The sequence below is a fragment of the Streptomyces albipurpureus genome, from assembly GCF_023701525.1.
Lineage (GTDB): Bacteria > Actinomycetota > Actinomycetes > Streptomycetales > Streptomycetaceae > Streptomyces > Streptomyces albipurpureus.
In genome coordinates, this window is record NZ_JAMQAW010000051.1 from 41,162 (window position 1) to 64,215 (window position 23,054).

The 23,054-nt window shown below is 69.1% G+C and carries 21 protein-coding genes and 7 tRNA genes; 13 read left to right on the plus strand and 15 right to left on the minus strand.

The genetic code is table 11. The annotated features are described in order from the left end of the window. The first annotated feature begins 10 nt into the window (after positions 1–10). Together NBG84_RS31915 and NBG84_RS31920 are read left to right on the plus strand one after the other, a co-directional pair. The gene (locus tag NBG84_RS31915) at positions 11–2,218 is read left to right on the plus strand and encodes an elongation factor G-like protein EF-G2 (RefSeq protein WP_250923167.1); all 2,208 of its coding nucleotides are present in this window, start codon (positions 11–13) and stop codon (positions 2,216–2,218) included. A gap of 192 nt (positions 2,219–2,410) precedes the next feature. Next, complete coding sequence (locus NBG84_RS31920; RefSeq protein ID WP_250923168.1) at positions 2,411–4,060, plus strand: hypothetical protein; 1,650 nt, start codon at positions 2,411–2,413, stop codon at positions 4,058–4,060. Positions 4,061–4,134: 74 nt separating this feature from the next. Here the strand turns inward: NBG84_RS31920 and NBG84_RS31925 are convergent, their stop codons facing one another. Beyond that, positions 4,135–4,692 (minus strand): HIT family protein, encoded by a 558-nt coding sequence (locus tag NBG84_RS31925; RefSeq protein ID WP_250923169.1) that lies wholly within the window; start codon positions 4,690–4,692, stop codon positions 4,135–4,137. 67 nt (positions 4,693–4,759) lie between these two features. Between NBG84_RS31925 and NBG84_RS31930 the strand changes: the two genes are divergently transcribed. Then, on the plus strand, positions 4,760–5,437 hold the full coding sequence (locus NBG84_RS31930; protein WP_250923170.1) for a potassium channel family protein: 678 nt from the start codon (positions 4,760–4,762) through the stop codon (positions 5,435–5,437). 21 nt (positions 5,438–5,458) lie between these two features. Here NBG84_RS31930 and thrS read toward each other — a convergent pair whose 3' ends face one another. From thrS to NBG84_RS31945, 3 genes are all read right to left on the minus strand, one after another. Further along, positions 5,459–7,435, minus strand: coding sequence for a threonine--tRNA ligase (gene thrS, locus NBG84_RS31935; RefSeq protein ID WP_250923171.1), 1,977 nt, complete (start codon positions 7,433–7,435; stop codon positions 5,459–5,461). Positions 7,436–7,535: 100 nt separating this feature from the next. Then, the gene (locus tag NBG84_RS31940) at positions 7,536–8,765 is read right to left on the minus strand and encodes a hypothetical protein (RefSeq protein ID WP_250923172.1); all 1,230 of its coding nucleotides are present in this window, start codon (positions 8,763–8,765) and stop codon (positions 7,536–7,538) included. Further along, positions 8,765–9,379, minus strand: a complete 615-nt coding sequence (locus NBG84_RS31945; protein WP_250923173.1) for a DUF4365 domain-containing protein — start codon at positions 9,377–9,379, stop codon at positions 8,765–8,767. The genes NBG84_RS31940 and NBG84_RS31945 overlap by 1 nt, the downstream gene beginning before the upstream one ends. A 311-nt stretch (positions 9,380–9,690) precedes the next feature. On the opposite strand from NBG84_RS31945, the gene NBG84_RS31950 reads away from it, so the two are divergent. Then, on the plus strand, positions 9,691–10,416 hold the full coding sequence (locus NBG84_RS31950; RefSeq protein WP_250923174.1) for an exonuclease domain-containing protein: 726 nt from the start codon (positions 9,691–9,693) through the stop codon (positions 10,414–10,416). 87 nt (positions 10,417–10,503) lie between these two features. On the opposite strand, the gene NBG84_RS31955 is transcribed toward NBG84_RS31950, so the two are convergent. Next, positions 10,504–10,575: transfer RNA gene (locus tag NBG84_RS31955), tRNA-Val, on the minus strand. Positions 10,576–10,636: 61 nt separating this feature from the next. After that, a complete protein-coding gene (locus NBG84_RS31960; RefSeq protein WP_250923175.1) occupies positions 10,637–11,104 on the minus strand; it encodes an SRPBCC family protein in 468 nt (155 codons plus the stop codon). Positions 11,105–11,203: 99 nt separating this feature from the next. On the opposite strand from NBG84_RS31960, the gene NBG84_RS31965 reads away from it, so the two are divergent. After that, positions 11,204–13,741: an SCO7613 C-terminal domain-containing membrane protein gene (locus tag NBG84_RS31965; protein ID WP_250923176.1), complete on the plus strand. Its 2,538-nt coding sequence runs from the start codon at positions 11,204–11,206 to the stop codon at positions 13,739–13,741. A gap of 123 nt (positions 13,742–13,864) precedes the next feature. Here the strand turns inward: NBG84_RS31965 and NBG84_RS31970 are convergent. Both NBG84_RS31970 and NBG84_RS31975 read right to left on the minus strand, forming a co-directional pair. After that, a tRNA-Val gene (locus tag NBG84_RS31970) sits at positions 13,865–13,936 on the minus strand. Positions 13,937–13,990: 54 nt separating this feature from the next. Next, complete coding sequence (locus NBG84_RS31975) at positions 13,991–14,476, minus strand: TIGR02611 family protein (protein ID WP_250923177.1); 486 nt, start codon at positions 14,474–14,476, stop codon at positions 13,991–13,993. A gap of 190 nt (positions 14,477–14,666) precedes the next feature. On the opposite strand from NBG84_RS31975, the gene NBG84_RS31980 reads away from it, so the two are divergent. Beyond that, a complete protein-coding gene (locus tag NBG84_RS31980) occupies positions 14,667–15,080 on the plus strand; it encodes an SsgA family sporulation/cell division regulator (RefSeq protein WP_003959770.1) in 414 nt (137 codons plus the stop codon). Between the two features lie 226 nt (positions 15,081–15,306). Beyond that, a complete protein-coding gene (locus NBG84_RS31985) occupies positions 15,307–15,864 on the plus strand; it encodes a CGNR zinc finger domain-containing protein (RefSeq protein WP_250923178.1) in 558 nt (185 codons plus the stop codon). Positions 15,865–15,891: 27 nt separating this feature from the next. Here the strand turns inward: NBG84_RS31985 and NBG84_RS31990 are convergent, their stop codons facing one another. Next, on the minus strand, positions 15,892–16,044 hold the full coding sequence (locus NBG84_RS31990; protein WP_250923179.1) for a hypothetical protein: 153 nt from the start codon (positions 16,042–16,044) through the stop codon (positions 15,892–15,894). A 192-nt stretch (positions 16,045–16,236) separates the two neighbouring features. Continuing rightward, on the minus strand, positions 16,237–16,674 hold the full coding sequence (locus NBG84_RS31995; RefSeq protein WP_250923180.1) for a hypothetical protein: 438 nt from the start codon (positions 16,672–16,674) through the stop codon (positions 16,237–16,239). A gap of 385 nt (positions 16,675–17,059) precedes the next feature. Here NBG84_RS31995 and NBG84_RS32000 point away from each other — a divergent pair, with 385 nt between their 5' ends. After that, positions 17,060–17,578 carry a DsbA family protein gene (locus NBG84_RS32000; protein WP_250923181.1) on the plus strand — a complete coding sequence of 173 codons (519 nt, stop codon included), beginning with the start codon at positions 17,060–17,062 and terminating at the stop codon, positions 17,576–17,578. Positions 17,579–17,683: 105 nt separating this feature from the next. On the opposite strand, the gene NBG84_RS32005 is transcribed toward NBG84_RS32000, so the two are convergent. From NBG84_RS32005 to NBG84_RS32015, 3 genes are all read right to left on the minus strand, one after another. Further along, positions 17,684–18,523, minus strand: a complete 840-nt coding sequence (locus NBG84_RS32005) for a GNAT family N-acetyltransferase (protein ID WP_250923182.1) — start codon at positions 18,521–18,523, stop codon at positions 17,684–17,686. A gap of 63 nt (positions 18,524–18,586) precedes the next feature. Then, positions 18,587–19,417 carry an aminotransferase class IV gene (locus NBG84_RS32010; protein ID WP_250923183.1) on the minus strand — a complete coding sequence of 277 codons (831 nt, stop codon included), beginning with the start codon at positions 19,415–19,417 and terminating at the stop codon, positions 18,587–18,589. Continuing rightward, positions 19,414–20,487 (minus strand): chorismate-binding protein, encoded by a 1,074-nt coding sequence (locus NBG84_RS32015; protein WP_250923184.1) that lies wholly within the window; start codon positions 20,485–20,487, stop codon positions 19,414–19,416. Before NBG84_RS32015 ends, NBG84_RS32010 begins: the two co-directional genes overlap by 4 nt. 187 nt (positions 20,488–20,674) lie before the next feature. Here NBG84_RS32015 and NBG84_RS32020 point away from each other — a divergent pair. The 5 genes from NBG84_RS32020 (at position 20,675) to NBG84_RS32040 (ending at position 21,141) form a co-directional block, all read left to right on the plus strand. After that, a tRNA-Gly gene (locus tag NBG84_RS32020) sits at positions 20,675–20,747 on the plus strand. Positions 20,748–20,785: 38 nt separating this feature from the next. Then, positions 20,786–20,859: transfer RNA gene (locus NBG84_RS32025), tRNA-Cys, on the plus strand. A gap of 1 nt (position 20,860) precedes the next feature. Then, positions 20,861–20,932: transfer RNA gene (locus NBG84_RS32030), tRNA-Val, on the plus strand. A gap of 21 nt (positions 20,933–20,953) precedes the next feature. Then, positions 20,954–21,025 (plus strand) — tRNA-Val (locus NBG84_RS32035). A gap of 41 nt (positions 21,026–21,066) precedes the next feature. Then, a tRNA-Val gene (locus NBG84_RS32040) sits at positions 21,067–21,141 on the plus strand. 74 nt (positions 21,142–21,215) lie between these two features. Here the strand turns inward: NBG84_RS32040 and NBG84_RS32045 are convergent. Both NBG84_RS32045 and NBG84_RS32050 read right to left on the minus strand, forming a co-directional pair. Then, positions 21,216–21,503 carry a TFIIB-type zinc ribbon-containing protein gene (locus tag NBG84_RS32045; RefSeq protein ID WP_250923185.1) on the minus strand — a complete coding sequence of 96 codons (288 nt, stop codon included), beginning with the start codon at positions 21,501–21,503 and terminating at the stop codon, positions 21,216–21,218. Positions 21,504–21,566: 63 nt separating this feature from the next. Next, positions 21,567–22,547, minus strand: a complete 981-nt coding sequence (locus NBG84_RS32050; protein WP_250923186.1) for a phosphotransferase family protein — start codon at positions 22,545–22,547, stop codon at positions 21,567–21,569. Positions 22,548–23,054 lie beyond the last annotated feature (507 nt).

Sequence of the window (23,054 nt, forward strand, 5' to 3'; positions counted from 1 at the left end):
GGCAAGAATCATGGGCGACAAGGCACAAACCCACCCCGGAGCCGCCGGCAGGGCCACGACGGCCGATCAGCCCTCATCCGTACGGAATGTCGTACTGGTCGGCCACAGCGGTTCCGGGAAGACCACCTTGACGGAGGCCCTCGCGCTCACCGCGGGGGCGCTCAACCGGGCGGGGCGGGTCGAAGACGGTGCCACGGTCTCCGACTACGACGAGATCGAGCACCGCCAGCAACGCTCCGTACAGCTCTCGCTCGTCTCCGTCGAATGGGACGGGTACAAGATCAACCTGTTGGACACCCCCGGATACGCCGATTTCGTGGGTGAGCTGAGGGCCGGTCTGCGAGCGGCGGACGCGGCCCTCTTCGTCGTATCGGCCGGGCAGGAAGCGGAGGCGGTCGCCGGCGCGACCCGGACGGTGTGGGAGGAGTGCGCGGCCGTGGGAATGCCCCGGGCGATCGTCGTCACCCATCTGGAGACGGCCCGCACCGGCTACGAGGAGCTCACCGAGGTCTGCTCCCACATCTTCGGCGGCGACGACCCCGACGCCGTCCTCCCGCTCTATCTGCCCCGGTACGGCGCCCCCGGGGCCGATGGCCATGCCCCCGTGACGGGCCTGGTGGGGCTGCTCTCACGGCAGGTCTACGACTACTCATCCGGTGAACGCCACGAAGTCGCGCCCGACCCCGGGCAGTCGGAACTGATCGAGGAGGCCCGCAACCGGTTGATCGAGGGGATCATCGCCGAGAGCGAGGACGAGTCCCTGATGGACCGCTACCTCAGCGGCGAGGACATCGACCGCTCGATCCTCGTGGAGGATCTGGAGAAGGCGGTCGCGCGCGGCACCTTCCACCCGGTCCTGGCCGCCGCGCCCGCTACCGGCGGTGCCAAGCAGGGCCTGGGGACCGTGGAGATCCTTGATCTGATCACCGGCGGCTTCCCCACCCCGCTGGAGCCCGCGCCTCCCGTCGTCACCACCCCGCAGGGCGCCAAGCGCCCTCCGATCAGTTGCGACCCCCTCGGGCCGCTGGTCGCCGAGGTGGTCAAGACCGCCTCCGACCCCTATGTCGGCCGGATCTCGCTCGTCCGGGTCTTCTCCGGCACCCTGCGCGCCGACGAGACGGTGCATGTGTCGGGGCACGGTCTGGCCGACCGCGGCCATGAGGACCATGACGTGGACGAGCGGGTCGGGGCGCTCACCGCGCCCTTCGGCAAGCATCAGCGCCCCATACGGGAGGTATTCGCCGGGGATCTCGCCTGTGTCGCCAAACTGGGCCGGGCCGAAACCGGTGACACCCTCTCGGCCAAGGACAATCCGCTGCTGATGCAGCCGTGGGCCATGCCCGATCCCCTGCTGCCGCTGGCCATCACGGCGCATACCAAGGGCGATGAGGACCGGCTCTCGGTGGGGCTGGCCCGGCTGGTCGCCGAGGACCCCACCATGCGGCTGGAACAGAACCAGTCCACCCACCAGGTCGTCCTGTGGTGTCTGGGCGAGGCCCATGCCGATGTCGCCCTGGAGCGCTTGCGCAAGCGCTACGGCGTGCAGGTGGACGTCGTACCCCACCGGGTGTCCCTGCGGGAGACCTTCGGTACACCGTCAGCCGGGCGCGGCCGCCATGTGAAGCAGTCCGGCGGCCACGGCCAGTACGCGATCTGTGCGATACAGGTCGAACCGCTGCCCGCGGGCTCCGGAATCGAGTTCGTCGACAAGGTCGTCGGCGGCGCGGTGCCCCGGCAGTTCATCCCCTCCGTCGAGAAGGGCATCCGAGCCCAGGCCGCGCGCGGAGTCGTCGCCGGATATCCCCTGGTGGACATCCGGGTCACCCTCCTGGACGGAAAGGCCCACTCGGTCGACTCATCGGATGCCGCGTTCCAGACGGCGGGAGCACTCGCCCTACGGGAAGCGGCAGCCGGCACCCCTATCCATCTACTGGAGCCGGTGGCCGAAGTTCGCGTACTGGTTTCGGACGAATACGTGGGCCAGGTGATGAGCGATCTGTCCGGTCGGCGCGGCAGAGTCGTCGGCACCGAGCAGTCCCACAGCTCACGGACCCTCATCCGCGCGGAGGTTCCCGAGATAGAGATCGGCCGGTACGCCATCGACCTGCGCTCCCTCTCGCACGGGACAGGCCAGTTCAGCCGCTGCTACACACGCCATGAGCCGGTGCCGCAGCACGTCGCCGACCGGGTGCGCGAGCAGACCGGTGAGCGCACATAACCTCCGTCTGCCGGGCCGGGATCGGGATGCCGTCCGCCCACGAGCACCGGCGGGCGGCATTTCTCCGTCCCGTGACGAATCAGTCGCACCCCGGATACGCTGAGGTGCCCAGCTCAGCATGTGTGCGGGGCCCGTTGGCCGGGAACAGGCCGCAGAGCAGCAGCCGAGCGGCGTTGGGGGCGATAAGTCACGATGGACGGTTTCGATTTCAGTCCCGGAGCACAGATCCCGATCATGGGCTCCGCTGGACAGACCGCGGCGACGCACGCGCTGGCGTCAGCCGCATACCGCGACAGCCCGGTGGCGGACATCCTCAACGCCAACAACGACCGGCACAAGTCCGCGGTCAGTACGGGCAAGTTCTCGCTCTTCGAACCCAATCTGGGCGAGGCGTTCTCCCGGGCGCTCCAGCTGCGGATGCTCGGCGGCGGTCGCGGTGCGCTCATCCAGTCCTTCGGCATGGAGCCGCAGACCGTCGTCGAACACGCGTTGGCGGCAAGCCGCATCCGCAAGGAGCGCGACACCAAACTGACGGTGATCACCGCGGTCTTCGGCCTGCTCTTCCTGCCCGGTCTGCTGCTGTGGATGGGCGTCTTCCAGCTCCGCCGGACCATCGCCGGGGCACAGAACAAGCGCGCGGGCACCCTCGGCACCCTGCTGCTGTTCGGTATCGGCGCTCTGGCGCTCATCTTCCTGATCCGGCTGCCCTTCGGCGGCTTCTGGGCCTACTACCTCCGCGGGATGATCGTCGCTCCGGTGATCGGCTGGTTCCTCGCCCTGCGGATCTGCGAGGCGACGGCGAAGGACCTGCGCAGCCGCTGGGACGGTCTGCTGTCGGGCGGCGGGGTCGCCGCCAAAATCCCCGACGCGGTCCCGGGCAACCCCGGCGACAAGTCGCGCGAGGAGCTGCGCCAGGGCCTGCAGAAACTCACCGCCGAGCAGCACGCCAACTCCGTCTTCTACGCCGGCCCCAAGGGGATACTGGGCATGGGAACCCGGTGGGGCAGCTGGCAGTTGGCCGAGGAGCTGGTCTCCAAGGACCCCGCCAAGGAAATCAACCAGTTCCGCAGCTGGGACGTCATACGGGCGATGCACGACAAGCTCAAGCTGCTGGAACGCGGCCCGCTGAACTCGGGCGGTTTCCCCACCCCTTCGGTCAAGCACTGGATCGTCTCCCCCGTCGGCGAGAACGCCGGCTCGGTCTCCCGGCCCGAGGGCCAGGACGTGGAGGCGTACCAGATCAAGGGCCACGAGATACAGCGGATCTGCAACCACCAGCAGTTCGGCAGCGGCAACCGGCACTATCTGGGCGTCCAGTTCACCCTCTGGGACGGGCAGCTGATCATCACCATGATGATCACCGTCACGGTCCTCCACGAGACGCTGCGGATCGAGGTAACCGGCCACGCTCTCGGCCCGGTGCACGGCCTGTTCACCACCAAGTCCTCGCCGAAGACGGTTACCACGAGCAAGGCCATCCGCTTCTGGGAGACCAAGAGCCGCACCCTGCCGCTGGTGGACGCCCCCGAGGTGGTGCGCCTCGCGGTACGCGCGCCGCTCACCTGGTACCCGCCGCTGCTCGACTACTTCGGCGGCAAGCTCAGCCTCCCGGAGCCGTTCGGACTGCGGCACGCCTGGGCCGAGCAGCCCTGGCGGCACCGCTTCATGGCGGATGACGCGCTACGGGCCGCCACTCCCGTACTGCGGGTGGCCCATGCCGCCGCCATGAAGGTTCTGGACGACAACGGCGTGGACACCGCGCGCTTCACCAGCCGGTCGATGGCCGTCAGCGGAGCGGTCCAGGACCTGGCGCCGAAGAAGGCTGACGTCTACGACGCCTAGGAAGTCCCCAGGTGGTCGATGCACAAGACCCCCGCCCATCCGGGCGGGGGTCTTGTGCATCGCCTCGCGGACGCTCAGCCGGGCCAGACGTTCGCCAGCATCAGCCTGGTGTCGGCCAACAGCTGCGGCAGCACCTTGGTATGGCCGACGACCGGCATGAAGTTGGTGTCCCCGCCCCAGCGCGGCACGATGTGCTGATGCAGATGAGCGGCGATCCCGGCCCCCGCCGCCATCCCCTGGTTCATGCCGATGTTGAAGCCATGGGCGCCCGACGCGGCCCGTAGCGCGGTCATCGCCCGCTGGGTGAAAAGGGCCAGCTCAGCGGTCTCGGCCTCGGTGAGTTCGGTGTAGTCGGCGACATGCCGGAACGGCACCACCATCAGATGGCCGCCGGTGTAGGGATAGAGATTCAGCACGGCGTAGACGTGCGAGCCACGCGCGATCAGCAGACCGTCCTCATCCGATTTGGACGGGACGGCGCAGAAGGGACAGCCATCGCCGGCCTCGGGCCCGGTGGGCTTGTTCTCGCCCTGGATGTAAGCCATCCGGTGCGGTGTCCACAAGCGCTGGAACGCGTCGGGCGTTCCCACTCCGATCTGCTGCTCCGGGTCACTCGTCATGCAGTGCAGCATATGGCTTCGCCCGTACGCGGCGTGTCGCCGGGGGCGACCCCGAGGGCGCGAGGGTGATCCTGGACCGATGGACAACGAGACAAGGCTCCGGCATTGGCGCGAGCGCATGGAGGTCCCGCTGTTCGCGGCATCGGTCGTCTTCCTCGGCTGCTACGCGGTACGGGTGCTCGCCGTGGATCTCCCACAGGGCTGGCGGGACACTTTCCTGGCGCTGACCTATGCCATGTGGGCGCTGTTCGTCGTGGACTACGCGGTTCGCTGGCGGCTCAGCGGCGCGGGCACGTCCTATCCCCGAAGGCATGTGCTGGACGCGGTGATGGTGGCGCTGCCGCTGCTGAGGCCGCTGCGGATCGTACGGATCTACGAGTCGGTCCAGCGCCGGCACGCGGAGGCCAAGCCGCGGCTCGCCCTCTACGCCCGGGTGATCGCGTACTCCGGCATGTCAGCGGTTCTGCTGGGGTTCGCCGGCGCGCTCACCGTCTACGCGGAGGAGCGCGGCGCCCCGGGCGCGACGATCAAGACGTTCGGGGACTCCGTCTGGTGGACCTGCGAGACCCTGACGACCGTGGGGTACGGGGATGTGGTCCCGGTGACGGCGCTGGGGCGGACGGTAGCGGTGGTCATGATGGCGGGGGGCCTTGCGCTGCTGGGAGCGGTGACGGGGTCGTTCTCGTCCTGGCTGATCCAGACGTTCACCCTGGAGGCGGACAAGGAGCCTCCGGGGACGCCCCCGGAGGCTTCTTGACTCGACCTGATCGGCGGGGACTCAGACCTGTACGCGGTCCTCGACGACCTTGACCAGCTTGGCCAGCGCGTCGGCTCGGGGAATCCCGTTCTCCTGCGAGCCGTCGCGGTAGCGGAAGGACACCGTGCCCCCGTTCATGTCCTCGTCACCAACGATGATCATGAACGGGACCTTCAGCTTCTGCTGGGTCCTGATCTTCTTCTGCATACGGTCGGATGACGCGTCCACCTCGACCCGCAGGCCCTTCTTCTTCGCCTCGGCGGCGAACTCCTGGAGGTACTCGACATGGGCGTCACCGATCGGGATGCCCACCGCCTGCACCGGCGCCAGCCACGGCGGCATGGCACCCGCGTAGTGCTCCAGGAGCACCGCGAAGAACCGCTCGATCGAGCCGAAGAGGGCTCGGTGGATCATGACGGGCTGCTGGCGTGAACCATCGGGAGCGGTGTACTCCAGGTTGAAGCGCTCCGGGAGGTTGAAATCGAGCTGAACGGTCGACATCTGCCAGGTCCGACCGATGGCGTCGCGTGCCTGGACCGAGATCTTCGGGCCGTAGAAGGCCGCGCCACCCGGGTCGGGGGTCAGCGGGAGGCCCTGCTTCTCGGCCACCTGCCGCAGGACCTCGGTGGCCTCTTCCCAGGTCTCGTCGGAGCCGACGTACTTCTCCGGGTCCTTGGTGGACAGCTCCAGATAGAAGTCGGTCAGACCGTAGTCACGGAGCAGGTTCAGCACGAAGGTGAGCGTGCGGTCCAACTCGTCCGCCATCTGCTCACGGGTGCAGTAGATGTGGGCGTCGTCCTGGGTGAAGCCCCGGGCACGGGTCAGACCGTGCACCACACCGGACTTCTCGTGCCGGTAGACCGTGCCGAACTCGAACAGCCGCAGGGGCAGTTCGCGGTAGGAGCGCCCCCGGGCGTCGAAGATCAGATTGTGCATGGGGCAGTTCATCGGCTTGAGGTAGTAGTCCGTACCGCCGTCGAGCTGCATGGGGGGGTACATACCCTCCGCGTACCAGTCCAGATGACCGCTCTTCTCGAAGAGCGCGCCCTTGGTGGCGTGCGGGGTGTAGACGAACTCGTACCCCTCTTCCTCATGGCGCTTGCGTGAGTAGTCCTCCATGACCCGGCGCACGATGCCGCCGCGCGGATGGAAGACGGCGAGGCCGGAGCCGATCTCATCGGGAACGGAGAACAGGTCCAGCTCGCTGCCGAGCTTGCGGTGATCGCGCTTCTCGGCCTCGACGAGGAAGTCCAGATGGGCCTTGAGCTCCTCCTTGGACGGCCAGGCGGTGCCGTAGATCCGCTGGAGCATGGGGTTCTTCTCGCTGCCCCGCCAGTACGCGGCGGCATTGCGCATGAGCTTGAACGCCGGGATGTTGCGGGTGGTGGGCAGGTGCGGACCGCGGCAGAGGTCCTTCCAACACAGATCGCCGGTCTTGGCGTCCAGGTTGTCGTAGATCGTCAGCTCACCGGCGCCGACCTCGACGTCCGCGCCGTCGTCGCTGGACGCCGAGCCCTTGAGGCCGATCAGCTCCAGCTTGTAGGGCTCGTCCGACAGCTCTTCGCGGGCGTCCTCGTCGGTCACCACCCGGCGGGAGAAGCGCTGACCGCGCTTCTGGATCTCCTGCATCTTCTTCTCGATGGTCTTGAGATCCTCGGGGGTGAACGGCTTCGCGACATCGAAGTCGTAGTAGAAGCCGTCCTTGACCGGCGGGCCGATGCCGAGCTTGGCCTCGGGGAAGAGCTCCTGCACGGCCTGTGCCATCACATGCGCGGTGGAGTGGCGCAGGATGTCCAGACCGTCCGCCGACGAGATCAGAACGGGCTCGACCTCCTCACCGTCCTTGATCTCGTACGCCAGATCCTTCAGCTCACCCGCGACGCGTGCGGCGACCACGGTGCGCTCGCCGGCGAAGAGGTCCGCCGCCGTCGTGCCCGTAGTCACCACGCGCTCTTCCCGCTCGGAATCGCGTTGGATGATCACACGGACGTCTGACACCGGTCTCTCCATCATTCAGGGGGCGCGCCAGTGGACACTGCGCAGTCGAATCGTACCGAGCGAAGCGGTCCACCCGCGAAACGGTTACCCCCGGGCGCCCTCAGTCCTCGGCGTCACACCCGCCCGGCAGGAAGTCCCGATCCTCCCGGCTCTCCTTGAGCGCCTTCATCAGCCGGTCCCGCTCGGCGTCGTCCACCGGGACGGCGACGACGTCCGAGGCATCGGTGAGCCGCCGAAAACCACCCCGGCTCTCCAGCCGCCCGGCCACCCGGATCGGCTGACCTGTCAGATGCGCCTGCCCCGCCGTACGGTACGAGTCCTCCTCCAGCGCCACCCGTACATGCGGCACCTCCGCTCCCGCCAGCACCCGCAGCCGGACGGTTCCCGACCCCCGGGGACCAGGGCGCCTCATCCGTACCACCGTGCCGGTGAGCCGCACCGGCATCGCCGGCTCGTCCTGGAGGTAGCGCGCTCCCGCGGCCCGTAGCGCGGGGAGATCACCGGGCGAGAACTCGACCGGGTCATGGCCTGGCACACATCCCTCGGGGACCCCGGCCGCCGGTGACCACGCCAGCGCGATCCGGGCCCCCTCCGAGCCCCGGACCAGGGCGATGAGCGACTCGGTCAGCTCCCGGCTCACCCCCAGCCGAACGGCGGCGTCGAACGCCTCCATGCCTCCGGTGGCCCGTTGGTAGTCAGTCGCCTCCCGGGCCGCCTGGAGCGCGAGGTGGAGTCGCACGGTGACGGCCCGCCCCTGCGTCACCGGGACGAAAGCGGTGAGGGCCGCCCCACCCGAGGCCGGGCCGACGAGAACATCGGCGAGCGAGGTCCTCGCCCCGCGCCGATGCCGCGCACCGTGATAACCCGCCCGCCCACGGGCCGCGAGCGCACCCGCCATCATCATCTGCCGGGCCGCGGAGCGCAGTTGCTCCTGGGCTATCCAGGAAGCACCGGAGGGGCCCTGGTGGACATCGCGCCACCAGCGGATCTCATCGCTGGGGACCGTGAGCCCCAGCAGTACGTCATGGGCCGAGGGGTCGGCGCTGCGGGTCAGTGCCAGGAGCGCCTCGGCCAGCAGGTCCTCGCAGTCCGGAAAGGATCGGTTCTCCGGTACGAGAAGACTGGTGGAGCCGTGGGTCGCGCCGGGCGGTGTCCAGCGGGCGTACCGTCCGACGGCTCCGCCGCGCCGCTGCCAGCCGTGCCGGGCCAGCAGCGCGCCGAGAACGGCGGGGTCGACCTGCGCCGGATCGGGTCCCGCGTCGGAACGCCAGCCGTGGGACGGCTCATGTAGGGGGTGCGGCCGGACGTCGTGGTCGTAGGGCCGGTGCATCAGGGTCTCCCTCCCACCCCGACTCTCGTCATGATCTCGCAGAGCGCCCGGTCGTCGAAGATCCGTGAGGTCGGGATGCGCACGGTGGTCCTGTGCCTGCCCGTCACCGGGTGGCCTGCCAGGTTGGTCCAGTAACAGCAGTGCCGTAGATCGAGCCGGTCGTGGCTGGCGCGCAGCCAGTCGTCCTGGGTCCGGGGGACGAGCATCACGACGAGGATCTTGTGCACGGACACCGGGGTCCGGGCGAGTTTCACCAAATGGTCGTTGTGGAGCGTCAGGGGAAAGTCAGCGAAGGAGTCAGCGCCGGCTCCCGGAGGTCGGGGGGCGACCTGATAGGTCGACTTGAGCTGCACTTTGATGGTCACCTCGTCGTCGACGGTATGACCGGGGGAGCTATGGCTGACGTGCCAGTCGATGCCGTTGTCAGGGAAGGGCTGGGAGAGCGAGCATCCGGCCGCCGCGGCGACGGCGTGGAGATACGCCACCTGGAGCGTCTCCATACACGCGGTCGTGGCGAGCCCGCCGCGCACCGGTGCCGCCCGCTCGGGCAGCAGCCCTCCGGCGTGGCTGGGGGCACGGGAGATACCCCCGAACTCGGGCTGCGGGAGCGCCATGGCTCTTGGTGCCTTCCGGGAATTGCCGTCCGATGTCCGGCTGCGGCGTCCCTGTCGGACTGGTGTACGGACAGACGTACGGACTTCGGTTGTCTACGGCGTGGAGTGTCCGCGGGAAATCGAAGAGCCCCAACGAGAAGCGACGAGAACCAGCGAGAGGGGACGGGGCATCGGTCGGCTTCTGCTTCGCGGTGTTGCCTTCCCCGTCAACTGTGTTGTCACCGCCCTGCGTACGGCGCAAACAGCCCGGGTATCACCGATTCGGCAGGGGGATTCCTCTCATCTGCCAGTCATGTGCGAGGAGTTCGGGGATGACGTTCTGGTTCGACGGCCCGCTGGCCGCATTTGACACGGAGACCACGGGAATCGACGTGGAGCAGGACCGCATCGTGTCGGCCGCACTGGTCGTACAGGATTCGGCGGGCTCACGGCCGTGGACGACCCGGTGGCTGATCAATCCCGGCATTCCGGTGCCGCGCTCGGCGATCGATGTGCACGGCCTGACCGATGAGCACCTCCAGGTCAACGGCCGGTGGCCGGCTCCGGTCGTGGAGGAGATCGCGCGGGCACTGGCCGAGCAGTGCGCCGCGGCCCGGCCCCTGGTGGTGATGAACGCGCCGTTCGATCTCACGCTGCTCGACCGCGAGCTACGGCGCCATCGGGCGGCTCCGCTCTCCCGCTATCTGGAGAACGTTCCGCTCTGTGTGCTGGACCCCCGGGTGCTGGACAAGCATCTGGATCGCTATCGCAAGGGCCGACGCACCCTCACCGATCTCTGTGAGCAGTACGAGGTGGTGCTGGACGAGGCGCATGACGCGGCGGCGGACGCGCTGGCCGCGCTGGAGGTGACCCGCGCGGTGGCCCGGAGGTTCTCCGCACGGATGGAGCGGCTGTCTCCGCCAGAGCTGCACACACTCCAGGCGGTGTGGCACGGCGCGCAGGCGCGCGGGCTCCAAGCGTGGTTCGCCCGCAGTGGGACGCCGGAGCCGGTGAACCCCGCGTGGCCGCTGCGCCCCCAGCTTTCCGCCGCTGCCTGAACCGGCGCTGGGGTTGACCGACTGGCTGGGAAACGGCTCAACAACACGCGAAGGCCGGTCCGTCAGTGACGGACCGGCCTTTCCCGGTGGGCGATACTGGGTTCGAACCAGTGACCTCTTCGGTGTGAACGAAGCGCTCTCCCACTGAGCTAATCGCCCGGGAACGCACCGAACAATACAGGTCTCGACCGCCCGCCTTCAAATCCCGCGAGGCGTGGCCTCACTCTCTCCCCAGCTTGGCGGCGAGGCCGCGGTGACCCGCTCGCATCATGGCCGCGTGGTTGGCGCGAAACAGCGGACGAGCCAGTGGCGCGAGCCATCGCATCAGCGGTTTGCGCACCTCCACCTCCTGGTCGTACACGGCCCGGGTGGAGCCGCCGCCTCCTTCGCCCCCTCCCTTACGGGCAGTCACGGTCCAGCGGGCCCAGCCCTCCAGATCGCCGCGCAAATCGACTTCCAGCACTCGCGCGATCGGGTCCTGCCTCCGGGTGCGGGCCCAGGCGCGCAGTTCATAGGGGAGGAAGGAGCGAAAGCGCGCACTTCCCATGTCCTCGCCGAGCAAGGTGACTTCGCGGACCTGGGGCCACCAGCCGGGGTAGTCCTCGACCCGGGCCAGTGCGGCGTAGACGGTGTCCGGGGGTGCGTCGAGGTCCCAGACGCTGTGGAAGCGGTAGTGGAACCAGTCCATGGATGAGCCTGCTCGCGTCGATCGAACATGGGCGTACTTATGTGCGATCTAAGTATCCGAGCCCATACCGTGCCATGTGGTGGGCGACACACTGGATGGATGACGAAACCTCCGCCGACTCCGCCACCAGCGGAGGAACTGGCCGTACTCGATCGGGAACTGGTGCGACTGGACGCCCGTAGGTCCCAGTTGCTGGCCCGCAGGTCCTATCTGCTGACGGTGCTCCATCCGCCAGCCCCGCACGCCTGGGCCGCCACCACGACGACCACCACCCGACCGACCGAGGCTTCCTCACCGAGTGTGCAGAATGTGCTGCTGGCCTTGGGCGGGGTGCTGCTGACCATCGCAGCAATCGCGTTCACCCTGGTCAGCTGGGGCTATATGGGTATCGGCGGACGGGCCGCGGTCCTTGCCGTGGTGACCTCGGCAGCGCTGGTCACGCCCATGGCACTGCTGCGCCGGGGGCTGCGGTCCACGGCTGAGGCGGTGGCAGCGCTCGCCCTGGTGCTGCTGGTGCTGGATACCTATGCCCTGTACGCGGTGACACTGCCCGAGGTGTCCGGTTTCGCCTACACCGCCTGGGCCGCGGCGCTGCTGGCCGCGCTCTGGGCGGGGTACGGACTGGCGCTGCGGAAGCTGCGCGGTCCACTGCCCGCCGCGGTCGTGGCGGCCCAGTTGCCGCTGCTCCTCTGGTCGGCGAACGGCGCCGCGGCCGACGCCGCGCCCGCGCCTTCCCTGGCGTGGGCGCTCCTGGGAACGGCCGCTCTCGATGTCGTCCTCGCGATATGGGGCACCCGCACGGCCGTGCGGGTGACGGCGACGGTGGGGGCGGCGCTGGCCGGCGGACTGGCCGTGCTGCTCGGCGTGTTCGAGTCGATCGTCGCCGAGGGGCTGGCCGACGCGGCGGAGCCCGGGGCGCTGTTGACCGTTGCCGCGGCCCTGGCCCTGCTGGGGGCCTGGCGGGTTCGCGCCGCCTCCCGGATCGGCTCGGTGGTGGGGGGTCTCGCGCTGATCGCGGGCCTGGGTGGATTGATCGCCGCGGCGGTTCCCAGCGACTGGGCGGCACCGGCATACCTGCTGGGCGCGATCGCGCTCTTCGCCGTCGCGCTGGTCCCCGCCCTACGCGCCCGTCCGCCGCGGGAAGTGCTGTGGGGGCTGATGGCAGCGTCGGGCGTGGTGCACGTACTGGCGCTGCTGTCGGTGCTGCCGCTGATCGCGCTCCAACTCACCGGCCCGCTCTCGGTCCTGCCGAGGATCTGGGCCGGCCCCCCGGCGGACGCCCGTTGGGCGCTGGGTGGAGACGGTGAGTACGCGAACACCAACTGGGCCGCCGCAGCGCTCACCTCGATCATGCTCGCGGGCGTGCTCCTGGGATTTGCCCGATGGGCGGCTGAGCACCTGTCAGCCGGTACGCGGCCCGGTGCCGCCGATGAGCCGCCGAAGGCCGGTGGCGCGGGGACCCCCAGGAAGAGCGCCGCTGGGCTGCTGTCACGGCCGGACCAGTCAGCCGTGGCGGGCGGTGCCGCCACCGCCCTGATCTGGGCGGTGCTCGTCATGGTGCCTTCGGTCGCCGATGCCGGCTATGCGCTGGCCGTGGGCTGGCAGTTGGCACTCACCGTCGCGATGCTGGCGCTCGTGCTGCGCCCCGAGCCGATCGCCCGACGGCTGCCGACCGCGGCGGCGGTCGCGCTGATGTGCGGTGTGGTGGGGGCTCTGAGTACGACGGCTCTGGCCCTGTCGACCCGAGCGGCGACCTTCACCGTACTCGGAGTGCTGTTCACGGCCTTCATCGTGATCACCATCGGATCCCGGGCGGGCCTGGGAGTGCGTTCGATCACCGGCTGCGCCGCCGTCGTCTGGGGCACCGCCCTGCTGGGCGCGGCCGCGGCGGCCGGCGATCTCGCCCTCCACCAGACCGCGGTGGTCATCGTGGCGGTGCCAGCGGTGGTGGCGCTGCTCACGGCGCGGCTGGGGTCCCATCCCATCGCCGTGCCGCTGGAGTGCACCGGCGCCCTCGCCGGGGTGCTCGCGCTGCTGCTCGCCACGGGCCAGCTACCGACGCTCGCGCTGGTGCTCGCGCTCAGCGGAGTCATCGCCGCGGGCACGGCGATCCGGACCGAACGGCGTTCGACCGCCGGCTGGCTCGCCGCCGCGCTGTTCATCCTGGCGACCTGGGTCCGGCTGGCGGCATCGGACGTACAGGTCCCGGAGGCCTACACCCTGCCGGTGACGCTCCCCGCGCTTGCCGTCGGCGCGCTGCGCCGCCGCCGTGACCCGGGGACCTCGTCCTGGACGGCGTACGGACCCGGTCTCGCGGCGACGATGGTGCCGAGCCTGTTCGCGGTCTGGGGCGCCGGGGACTGGCTGCGCCCGCTGGTCCTGGGAATCGCGGCGCTGGCCGTGACCCTGGTGGGTGCCAGGCTGCGGCTGCAAGCCCCGCTGGCGCTCGGTGGCACGGTGCTGACGCTGGTGGCCCTGCACGAACTGGCGCCCTATGTGGTGCAGGCCCTCGACGCACTCCCCCGCTGGCTCCCGCCGGCACTCGCCGGACTGCTGTTGCTGGCGGTCGGCGCGACCTATGAGCAGCGGCTGCGGGAGGCGCGCCGGATGCGGGAATCCCTGGGCAGGATGCGCTGAGCCCCTCTGGTATCCGGCGTTGTGTCTGACGCCTGCGTCCAGCACTGTGGCGGCTCGGTAGTCGCAGGACATACGCCGAAGGCCCCCCGAGACTTCGCAGTCTCGGGGGGCCTTCGGTCCGGGTGGGCGATACTGGGTTCGAACCAGTGACCTCTTCGGTGTGAACGAAGCGCTCTCCCACTGAGCTAATCGCCCCGGCGCATCGCAAACATTACCCCATGTCAGCGAGCGCTCCCGACCGGTTTTCGGTTACTGCTCGATCTTCCACGGCATGGTGATGCCGAACTTCCAGAGGTAGAACCCGGCCGCTACGGCGCAGATCACCACGCCGATCGTGGTGAGGATGATGTTCCGCCGCCGGACCCGAGGGTCAAGAGCGCGCTGGGCGGCCTCGCTGACCTTGCGCTTGGTCCAGCGAAGCACCAGTTGGGCCCAGACGAACTCGGTCGCCCAGATCGCCATACCGGCGAAGATCACCAGCCAACCCGGGCCGGGCAGCACCAGCATCGCCGCGCCCGCGCCCACCACCGCGAGGCCCGCGATGAAGACGCCGACCTGCCAGCTCAGGTGGAGGGTCTTGCGTGCCTTGATGAAATCGGGCGCGCGCGAGCCCAGGGGGGACTCGGTCGAGCCCTCCGCCGGGACGGCCGCGCTCTCGGCCGCCCCTACGCCGTCATCGGGCTTTCCCTCATCAGTCGCCACAGCGACCTCCGTACCGTTACTCCCCGTATTCATAATCGCCAATTTACCGGACTCCGTGGAGTCACCGGAATGGTCCCAGGGAACGATCAATCACTCCGCCATCCGGGGTACCTAAAGGCACTCAAAACACCCAGAGGGGTTTACAACGGCACCGTAGGTGGCATGTCGATTTCGCCGACGTGCGAATCCCCGAGCGCACACTGAGCGAAAGGCCCTGGCGCTTATGAACACCACGGTCAGCTGCGAGCTGCACCTGCGCCTCGTTGTATCGAGCGAGTCTTCACTGCCTGTACCCGCGGGCCTGCGGTATGACACGGCCGATCCCTATGCCGTGCACGCCACCTTCCACACCGGAGCCGAAGAGACGGTCGAATGGGTGTTCGCCCGCGACCTTCTTGCCGAGGGGCTGCATCGGCCCACCGGCACGGGCGACGTCAGAGTCTGGCCATCACGTAGCCACGGTCAGGGCGTCGTCTGCATCGCACTGAGCTCCCCGGAGGGCGAAGCACTGCTCGAAGCCCCGGCGCGGGCCCTGGAGTCGTTCCTGAAGCGAACGGACGCAGCGGTGCCGCCCGGCACCGAGCATCGTCACTTCGACCTCGACACGGAGCTCTCCCACATCCTGGCGGAGAGCTGAGCCAGGCCGAGAGCTGCACGGCGCCGTCCTACTCGGGGAGACGGCGCCGCGCGGACAATCCCCTACAGCAGACCGATCGGCGTCGTCACCGTGCATTCCAGCGCGGCGACGGCGCCGATCTGCCGTGCTCCAGCACGATGGACTGCGCCGATCCGCCCTGACGTGAACCGCTAGAGTTCAGCGCAATTCGGCGGGCACCGGCCCGCAGCAGGCCAGGGAGCGAATCGTGCTGATCCCCCACGACACCAGGTTTGCCCTCGACATGATTGTCGATTTGGTGAACACCTCACCGGACGGCGACCAGGGCGACGGACTCGCGGATGTTGCCGCGCTGGAGGCGTTCGTCCTGGGGCATGACATCAGCGATGTGGGCGTGCTGAGCCTGCGCGACCTCAAGGCGGTCCAGAGCGTACGGACCCAGTTCGCCGAGATCTTCGCGGCGTCCGAGAGCCAGCTGGCGTCCGAACTGATCAACAAACTGGTGGCGGCGGCCGGCACCACTCCGCAGTTGACCAACCACGACGGCTACGACTGGCATGTGCACTACTTCGCGCCGGGCGCTTCCGTCGCGGACCACCTGGCGGCCGACGGCGGTATGGCACTGGCCTTCATCGTCGTCTCGGCCGAGCAGGAGCGCTTGCGGCGCTGTGAGGCACCGGACTGCGGGCGCGCCTTCGTCGATCTCTCGCGCAACCGGTCCCGCCGCTACTGCGACAGCCGGACCTGCGGCAACCGTCTTCATGTCGCCGCGTACCGAGCCCGCCGCCGGGAAGCCGCGGGCTGACCTGCTCGGGAACCCTCCCCCTACCCCTCACAGCAGAAAGAGATCGTGCACTGCCGCCATGAGCAGCAGCACGCCGATCACCGTGAGGAAGATCATCAAGGGCGGCTGGGAGAGTGCGAAAAGGCAGCCGTGCGGCTCCTCTTCCGGTGCGGGTGCTTCGCCCCGTGTGGTGTCGACCATCTCGGGTTGATCATGGCGCAGCCGGCCGACTGCCGATCACCCAACACGCCTCTCCATGGCGGGAGTTCACCCCCACCGCACAGGGGCGTCGGCACGGCTAGGCCGATGGTCCAACGCATCCCCGCCCCGCCCCGACCGGCGGCTTCATCCCTGGGGGCGGCTGCCCGCAGGTGCCTTCCCCGGCTCGGTCGATCAGTGCCCGTGCTTCTTCAAGATCGCCTCGATATCGCTGAAATCGTCGGTCGAGTCGTTCGTCTTCGGTGCGGGCCGGGCGGCCGGACGGGCACCACGTCCGAGCGAGGGCGCTGCGGCGGCGGGAGCGACCGCATCCCGCTGCGCCGCCTTCGCCGCCCTGCGCTCCTTGCGGCTCATCCCGGACCGCCGCTCAAGCGCCCGCGTGGTCATGAACAGCAGCCAGGAGACGCCCAGCACCCCGAACCCGATCCAGGCAGTGAGGCTGAACGCGGTGTCAACGGCCCACTCAACGGCGCCCGTGAGCACCAGACCGAGCGGGATCAGCGAGTAGGCGGCGATCCTGGTCGCGGCAAGGAAACGCTTGCGGTACGCCGTGATCGCGGCGATGCCCAGGCCCGCCGCGGACACCGCGGAGCATATGGTCTCGGCAATCATCCGGTCCTCCTGCTTAGGCGGGCGTCAATCGGTTACGTCCCCTCCATCCTGCACCGAAGGACGGGACATAGGCCACGGCCAGGGCCAAGCTGAAGTCGATCTCCGGGTGATCTCCGGGGTGATGTCATCCCCAGGTCGGGTGGGAAGCGGTGGGGATGTGGCTGGTCACGCCGGGTGGAGAACGGGTGCGGGCCGCCCCCGGACAGCTCGGAGCAAGGTGGTGGAGGGCAGGGCCACGGAGCCAGGGCGCTGATCGAGGCGATAGCCACGACGCCCGCCCGCGTCAGCCTGCCGAAGCGGGACGGCGGGCAGCGGGCAGCGGGCAGCGGGCAGCGGGCAGCGGGGCCAGGATCGCTCGGTGAGCGGAGGCTGGGAGACTGTGCGTATGAGCGAGCCCACCACCCGCCCCGTCGTCCTCGACCTCTGGTGCGATCTTCAGTGTCCCGACTGCCGTACCGCCCTTGACGATGTCCGGGCCCTGCGGGAGCGCTTCGGCAACCGACTGGAGACACGGCTGCGGCACTTCCCCCTGGAGAAGCACCAGCACGCCTATGCCGCCGCCCAGGCCGCCGAAGAGGCGGTCGAACAGGGCAAGGGCCAGGAGTACTACGAAGCCGTACTCACCCGGGTCGAGCGCCTCCAGCAGGACGGCGAGGCCTTTCTGCTGGAGACGGCACGCGAACTGGGCCTGGACGCAGACGAGTTCGACACCGCCCTGATCGACGGCCGGCACCTACTGATCGTGGACGCCGACCAGGCCGAGGGCAAGGCGATCGGAGTGACGGGCACTCCGACCTATGTCATCGACGGTGAGCGGCTCGACGGCGGCAGGAGCCAGGAGGGGCTGAGGGCCCGTATCGCCGAGATCGCGGCGCGACTCATCGCGGCCGACTCCCCCGCCTAGACCCCTCGCCCGGGCGGTGCTCCTCGCGCGTACCGCCCGCGGCCGGGTCCCCGCGGCCGAAAAGGGGCGGGCAGCGCGCTTCCCCGCAAGGCCCGCGTAGGCGTACTAGAGCAGCGGTTTCGCCGAGTTCACCCGGTCCGTCCGGTAGCCGAGCGACTCGTAGAGCCGGTGTGCTGGGGTGTTTCCGGCAAAGACATGCAGGCCGATCCGCTGCACACCGTCCGCCAGCGCTCTCTGTTCGGCGAGCAACATCAACGCACGTCCAAGACCCCGCCCCCGATGCGCCTCAACGACCTCGACCTCATAGACATAGGCGCCCCGCTCCCCAGGCCTGATCTCCCCCCGCCCCAGATAGAGATGTCCGACCGTCTCGCCCTGGGAGACGAGGACCTCCAGCCGGACTCCAGCGGTGGCAAGGCCGTCGGGCAGTCCAGCGGTGCGGTCGGCCTCGGCCTTGGCAAGTGCCTGATCGGGCGAGAGTCCCCGTGCGGCCCAGCTGCGTGCGTATCCCTTGAGACCCGTCTCCCACCAGACGGCGAACTCACCGTCGGTCATCGAACGGGCGCGAACGCCCTCGGGCAGCGAAGGCGGCGGCCCGTTGAGGGGCTTGCTCATATTGCGGCTGCGCTCGACATAGCCGAGGGCGGTGGCCAGCCGCGCCGCCTCGATGGACTCCGGGGGTAGCGACACCTGGATCTGGGTGCAGCGCCAGGCCCTGAGCACCTCCTCGGCAGCGAGCGCGGCAACCGTGCCCCGGCCTCGCCCGCGGTCAGGGGCCTCGATCCGCAACGATCGGATGGTGCCCGCCCAAGGGCCGAGCGAGGGCAGCGTGGCGATCTCGATCGTCCCGACGGGCCGGCTGTTGACACAGACCTCGTATGCGCGTGACCGCGCACCGTCCGCCTCTTCCTGAAGCGGCCCGGTCGGCCGCAGGGTGGTGGTCATCAGGGGTGTTGTACCTGTCCCACGGCCGTCCGTCACGGGGTTTTACCGAGCGATCCGCGCGGGCTATCCGATACGGGGATCGGCGTCGGCGGCGGCACGCTCCTCAAAGACCCGCATCGCCTTGGCACTCACCGGGCCCGGCGCGTCCGTGAGCTGGCGGCCATCCACCCGGTGCACCGCCTGCACATCACGCAGACTGGAGGTCAGGAAGATCTCCTCGGCCCGCGCCAGGACGTCGAAGGGCAGCTCGGTCTCCTGAGCGCCGGTCCACTCCACAGTCAGAGCACGGGTGATGCCCGCGAGGCAGCCGGAGGACACCGGCGGGGTGTGCAGCTCACCATCGACCACGACGAAGACGTTGGAACCGGTGCCCTCGCAGAGCTGACCGACGGTGTTGGCGAAGAGTGCCTCCGACGCGCCCTGTTCGGCGGCCTTGGCGAGCGCGACGACGTTCTCCGCGTAGGACGTGGTCTTCAGCCCGGCGACCGCGCCGCGTTCATTGCGTGTCCACGGCACGGTGATCACCGCGGTCGTCGCCGCGGGGGACTTGCTGACGCCCACCGCGACCACCAGGGTCGGGCTCGCGGTGCCGCGGTCCGAGCCGAGCGGGGAGACTCCGCCGGTGTAGGTGATACGCAGCCGCCCGCGGTCGAGGGGGTTGGCATCGAGTACGGCGGCACAGGCGTGACGTACCTCGTCGTGGTCGGGCTCGGGCAGTCCGAGTCCGGCCGCCGAGCGGCTGAGTCGTTCCAGGTGGAGGGTGAGTGCGAAAGGCCTTCCACCGACCGTCTTCAGGGTCTCGAAGACACCGTCCCCCACGGTGAGGCCATGGTCGAGCACCGACACCCGGGCCTCATCGGCGTCCCTCAATCCACCGTTGACCCAAAGCTTCATCTCGCTGGTCCTTCCGCTTGCCTCATTCGTCCCCGGTCGTCCGGGTCCGACGCTATCGCGAGCAGCCGGGCGGCCTTGAGTTCGGTCTCGTCCCACTCCCGCTCGGGGTCAGAGCCCCAGGTGATGCCGGCGCCGGTGCCAAAGCGCAGAACCGCACCGGTCGGCGGGGTTCGATCAATCCAGAACGTACGTATCCCCACGGCTAGCTCACCGGTGCCACGGTCGGCGTCTACCCAACCGACGCCTCCGCAGTACGGACCGCGGGGAGCGGTCTCCAGCGCCTCGATGATCCTCAACGCGCTCGACTTGGGAGCGCCGGTCACCGAACCGGGCGGGAACGTGGCACGGAGGAGGTCCTGCCACCCGTCCTTGGGACCGAGTTCCCCCCGTACGGTCGACACCAGATGGACGAGACCGGGGTGGGGCTCGATGGCACACAGTTGCGGAACGGTGACGCTACCGACGGCACAGACCCGGCCCAGGTCATTGCGGACCAGATCCACGATCATGACGTTCTCGGCGTGGTCCTTCTCCAGCAGGTCCTCGGCGGTACGGCCGGTACCCTTGATCGGCCCCGATTCGACGATGTCCCCGGTGCGGCGAAGATAGAGCTCGGGCGACGCGGTGGCGATCTCCACGCCATGGGAAGGCAGCCGAATCGTTCCGGCAAAGGGAGCCGGATTACCTTGGGCAAGGAGTGCGGTCAAGGCATCGACATCGGCCGCGTCCGGGTCGGGCAGTGGTGCGGACAGCACTCGGCAGAGATTGGCCTGATAGACCTCGCCAGCCGCGATGTGCTCACGAATGCGGTGCACACCCGCGATATAGCCCGCCCGGTCCAGCGAGGAGACCCACCGGTCCGCGGCCGGTCCGCGCCAGCGCCCCGGCACCGGCGCGGGTACCGGTCCCGTACGCACATCACCGAAGCGAGCGCAGGTCAGACCGCCCTCGAAGTCAGCGGCAACCGCCCAGAAGCCAGCGGAGTCAAGGGCGGCAGGGTCGCTGGTGACATCTCGGAGGTCGGAGGCTATGAGCGGGCCGAAGCGGGCCAGCGGAACGAGGTGGTGCACATCTGCGAGTGTATGACCGGAGCCGCCCGAGCCCCTGACCGGCGCTCTTGACCCAACCGGGGTACCGGCCAGGCACTGCGGGGTGAATACAAGTCAGCACGCTGCGGAAACGCGTTTTTGTGCTGGCTCAGTAATCCGCTAGAGTTCAACACGTCGCCGGGACGCTTGAACGCTCCGGAAATGACAAGCGGACGTGGCTCAGTTGGTAGAGCATCACCTTGCCAAGGTGAGGGTCGCGAGTTCGAATCTCGTCGTCCGCTCGATGTGGGGGATCTTCCCGAACCCCCGCAGCACTCCGGGTGGAGTGGCCGAGAGGCGAGGCAACGGCCTGCAAAGCCGTCTACACGGGTTCAAATCCCGTCTCCACCTCCAAGGACGATTAGCTCAGCGGGAGAGCGCTTCCCTGACACGGAAGAGGTCACTGGTTCAATCCCAGTATCGTCCACTGAATCCTTCGGGATTCTCCGCGCGATTAGCTCAGCGGGAGAGCGCTTCCCTGACACGGAAGAGGTCACTGGTTCAATCCCAGTATCGCGCACGCAAGTGCATGAAGAACGCCAAAAAAGTACGGTTCGACCTGCGCGATTAGCTCAGCGGGAGAGCGCTTCCCTGACACGGAAGAGGTCACTGGTTCAATCCCAGTATCGCGCACCAGCCAGAACCCCCGGCCATGATCATCGTGGCCGGGGGTTCTGTCGTTCCGGGTCAGCCAGGGGCTGCCATCCGGATCATGAAGAGAAGAGCATGCGACCGAAGCCACGCTGACGGTGGTGACCGCCATGGTGGCCACCGTGGTGTCCACCATGCTGCGGAGCACCCCAGGCGGGAGCGTGCGGCGCACCCGGCGCGGGCGGCGGGGGCGGAGGAGCGGGCTGCGCCCACTGTGACTCCACCCGCGTCAGCGCCTCAAGCTCGCCGTAGTCAAGGAATATTCCCCGGCAGCCGCTGCACTGCTCGATCTGGATGCCGTTGCGGTTGTAGGTGTGCATCGGCGCATGACACTTGGGACACTGCATCGTGAGGCTCAACTCCTTGCCGTTCGGTCATACCGCCGGCATGATCCCGGCGACATCAGCAGCCTACGCCGGACGTGCGGACTCCAACTCCGCTGAGAGCGAAGCGATTCGAGCACAGGCGTCGATCACCGCCTCATCCACCTCGTCCGGCGCCCGAAGCTCGGCCGTCGCCTTCGCCAGGGAGAGAGCCGCCGTCTGAACCGTCAATGCCCGGGCCGGCACATCGAGCGCGGGCCAGGGATCACTCCCCTGGACGGCGGGGCCCCCTTCCTTCGTGTACGCACCCAGGAACCTCAGCCAGATCTCCGGGGCCAGCAGCCCGGCCGCGAACCAGGCCGCCGGGCGGGCCAGATCCCAAGCCGGGTCGCCAAGCCCCAGATCGTCGACGTCGATCAGCAGCCAAGGACCGCTCGTGGCCGGATAGCGCACCAACTGGCCCAGATGCAGATCGCCGTGGCAGACCGTTTCGCTGGGCGGCGCGGGCGCCTCACCACGGGCCCACGCGGGCAGGCCCGTCCACGCCTTCTCCACAACGGCCGAAGCCGCCGCGTGCTCCTGAGCAGCAGCGGCTCGCATCCGGGCCATGGCACGGGCGACCTTGGCGGGTCCTCGCATGGGAGGCAGCGGCCCGGGCAGATCGGCGGGCCCAAGGCGGTGAAGCCGCGCCAGAAGGACGGCGGCCTCCTCCCAGGGGGCGGCATCGGGTTCCACGGGGTCGACCGGTAGGCCGTAGGGCCATCCGGTGACCGGGCGAGCGTCCGCGAGGTCCCTGGCGACAGGGAGCGGTGGGAGCAGAATCCCGCGAAGCCGGGGGTGGGCGGCGAAGGCGAGCCGCACACGGTGGCCGAGGGTGTCCGTACCCGGGGCATGCGCCTTGGCGACGGCGGTCCCGTGCCGCACGACCGTCCCGTCGTCCCGGTTCGCCAGGACCACCGGGGGGTGGGTACAACTCGGGCAGGCGGGGAGTCCGGCGTCGCGGTGGGCGGCGTCCCGGGCAACCTCGGCCAGCACGCTGACGACATCAGCGACCACGTTCTCCCCCATCGGCCAACTTGCCCTGCGAGGGAGGGTACCCCGCGGGTGGGGCTGGCGCCCCTGGGGTTGGGGAGGGCCTGAGCTGGGGGCTCCTGCGGTGGTTGTCCTCACCTGGGCGGGGTGCTCATTTCGGCGGGGGTTGCCTGTGCCCGAGGCACGGGGTGCTTGGGCTCGACGCCCTCGTGTCGGGCGTCCTCACCGGGGGTGGGGGGTTCCGTCCTCAAACGCCGGACAGGCTGGGGTGGGTCGCCGTGGGGGTGCTTTCGTTGGCGGGGGTGCCTGTGCCAGAGGCCTTGGGTCCATGGGCTGGGCGTGCCCGCTTTCGGTGTTCCCACCTGGGGTGGGGGGTTCCGTCCTCAAACGCCGGACAGGCTGGGGGTGTCCCCTTGGCGGGGTGCTCATTTCGGCGGGGGTTGCCTGTGGGCGAGGCCTTGGGCACCCGGGCTTGAGGTTCCCCCGTTGTGTGGGGGTGGTTGGTTAGCTGGTCAGGGTGGGTTGGTGTGGTGTGGGTTTCGC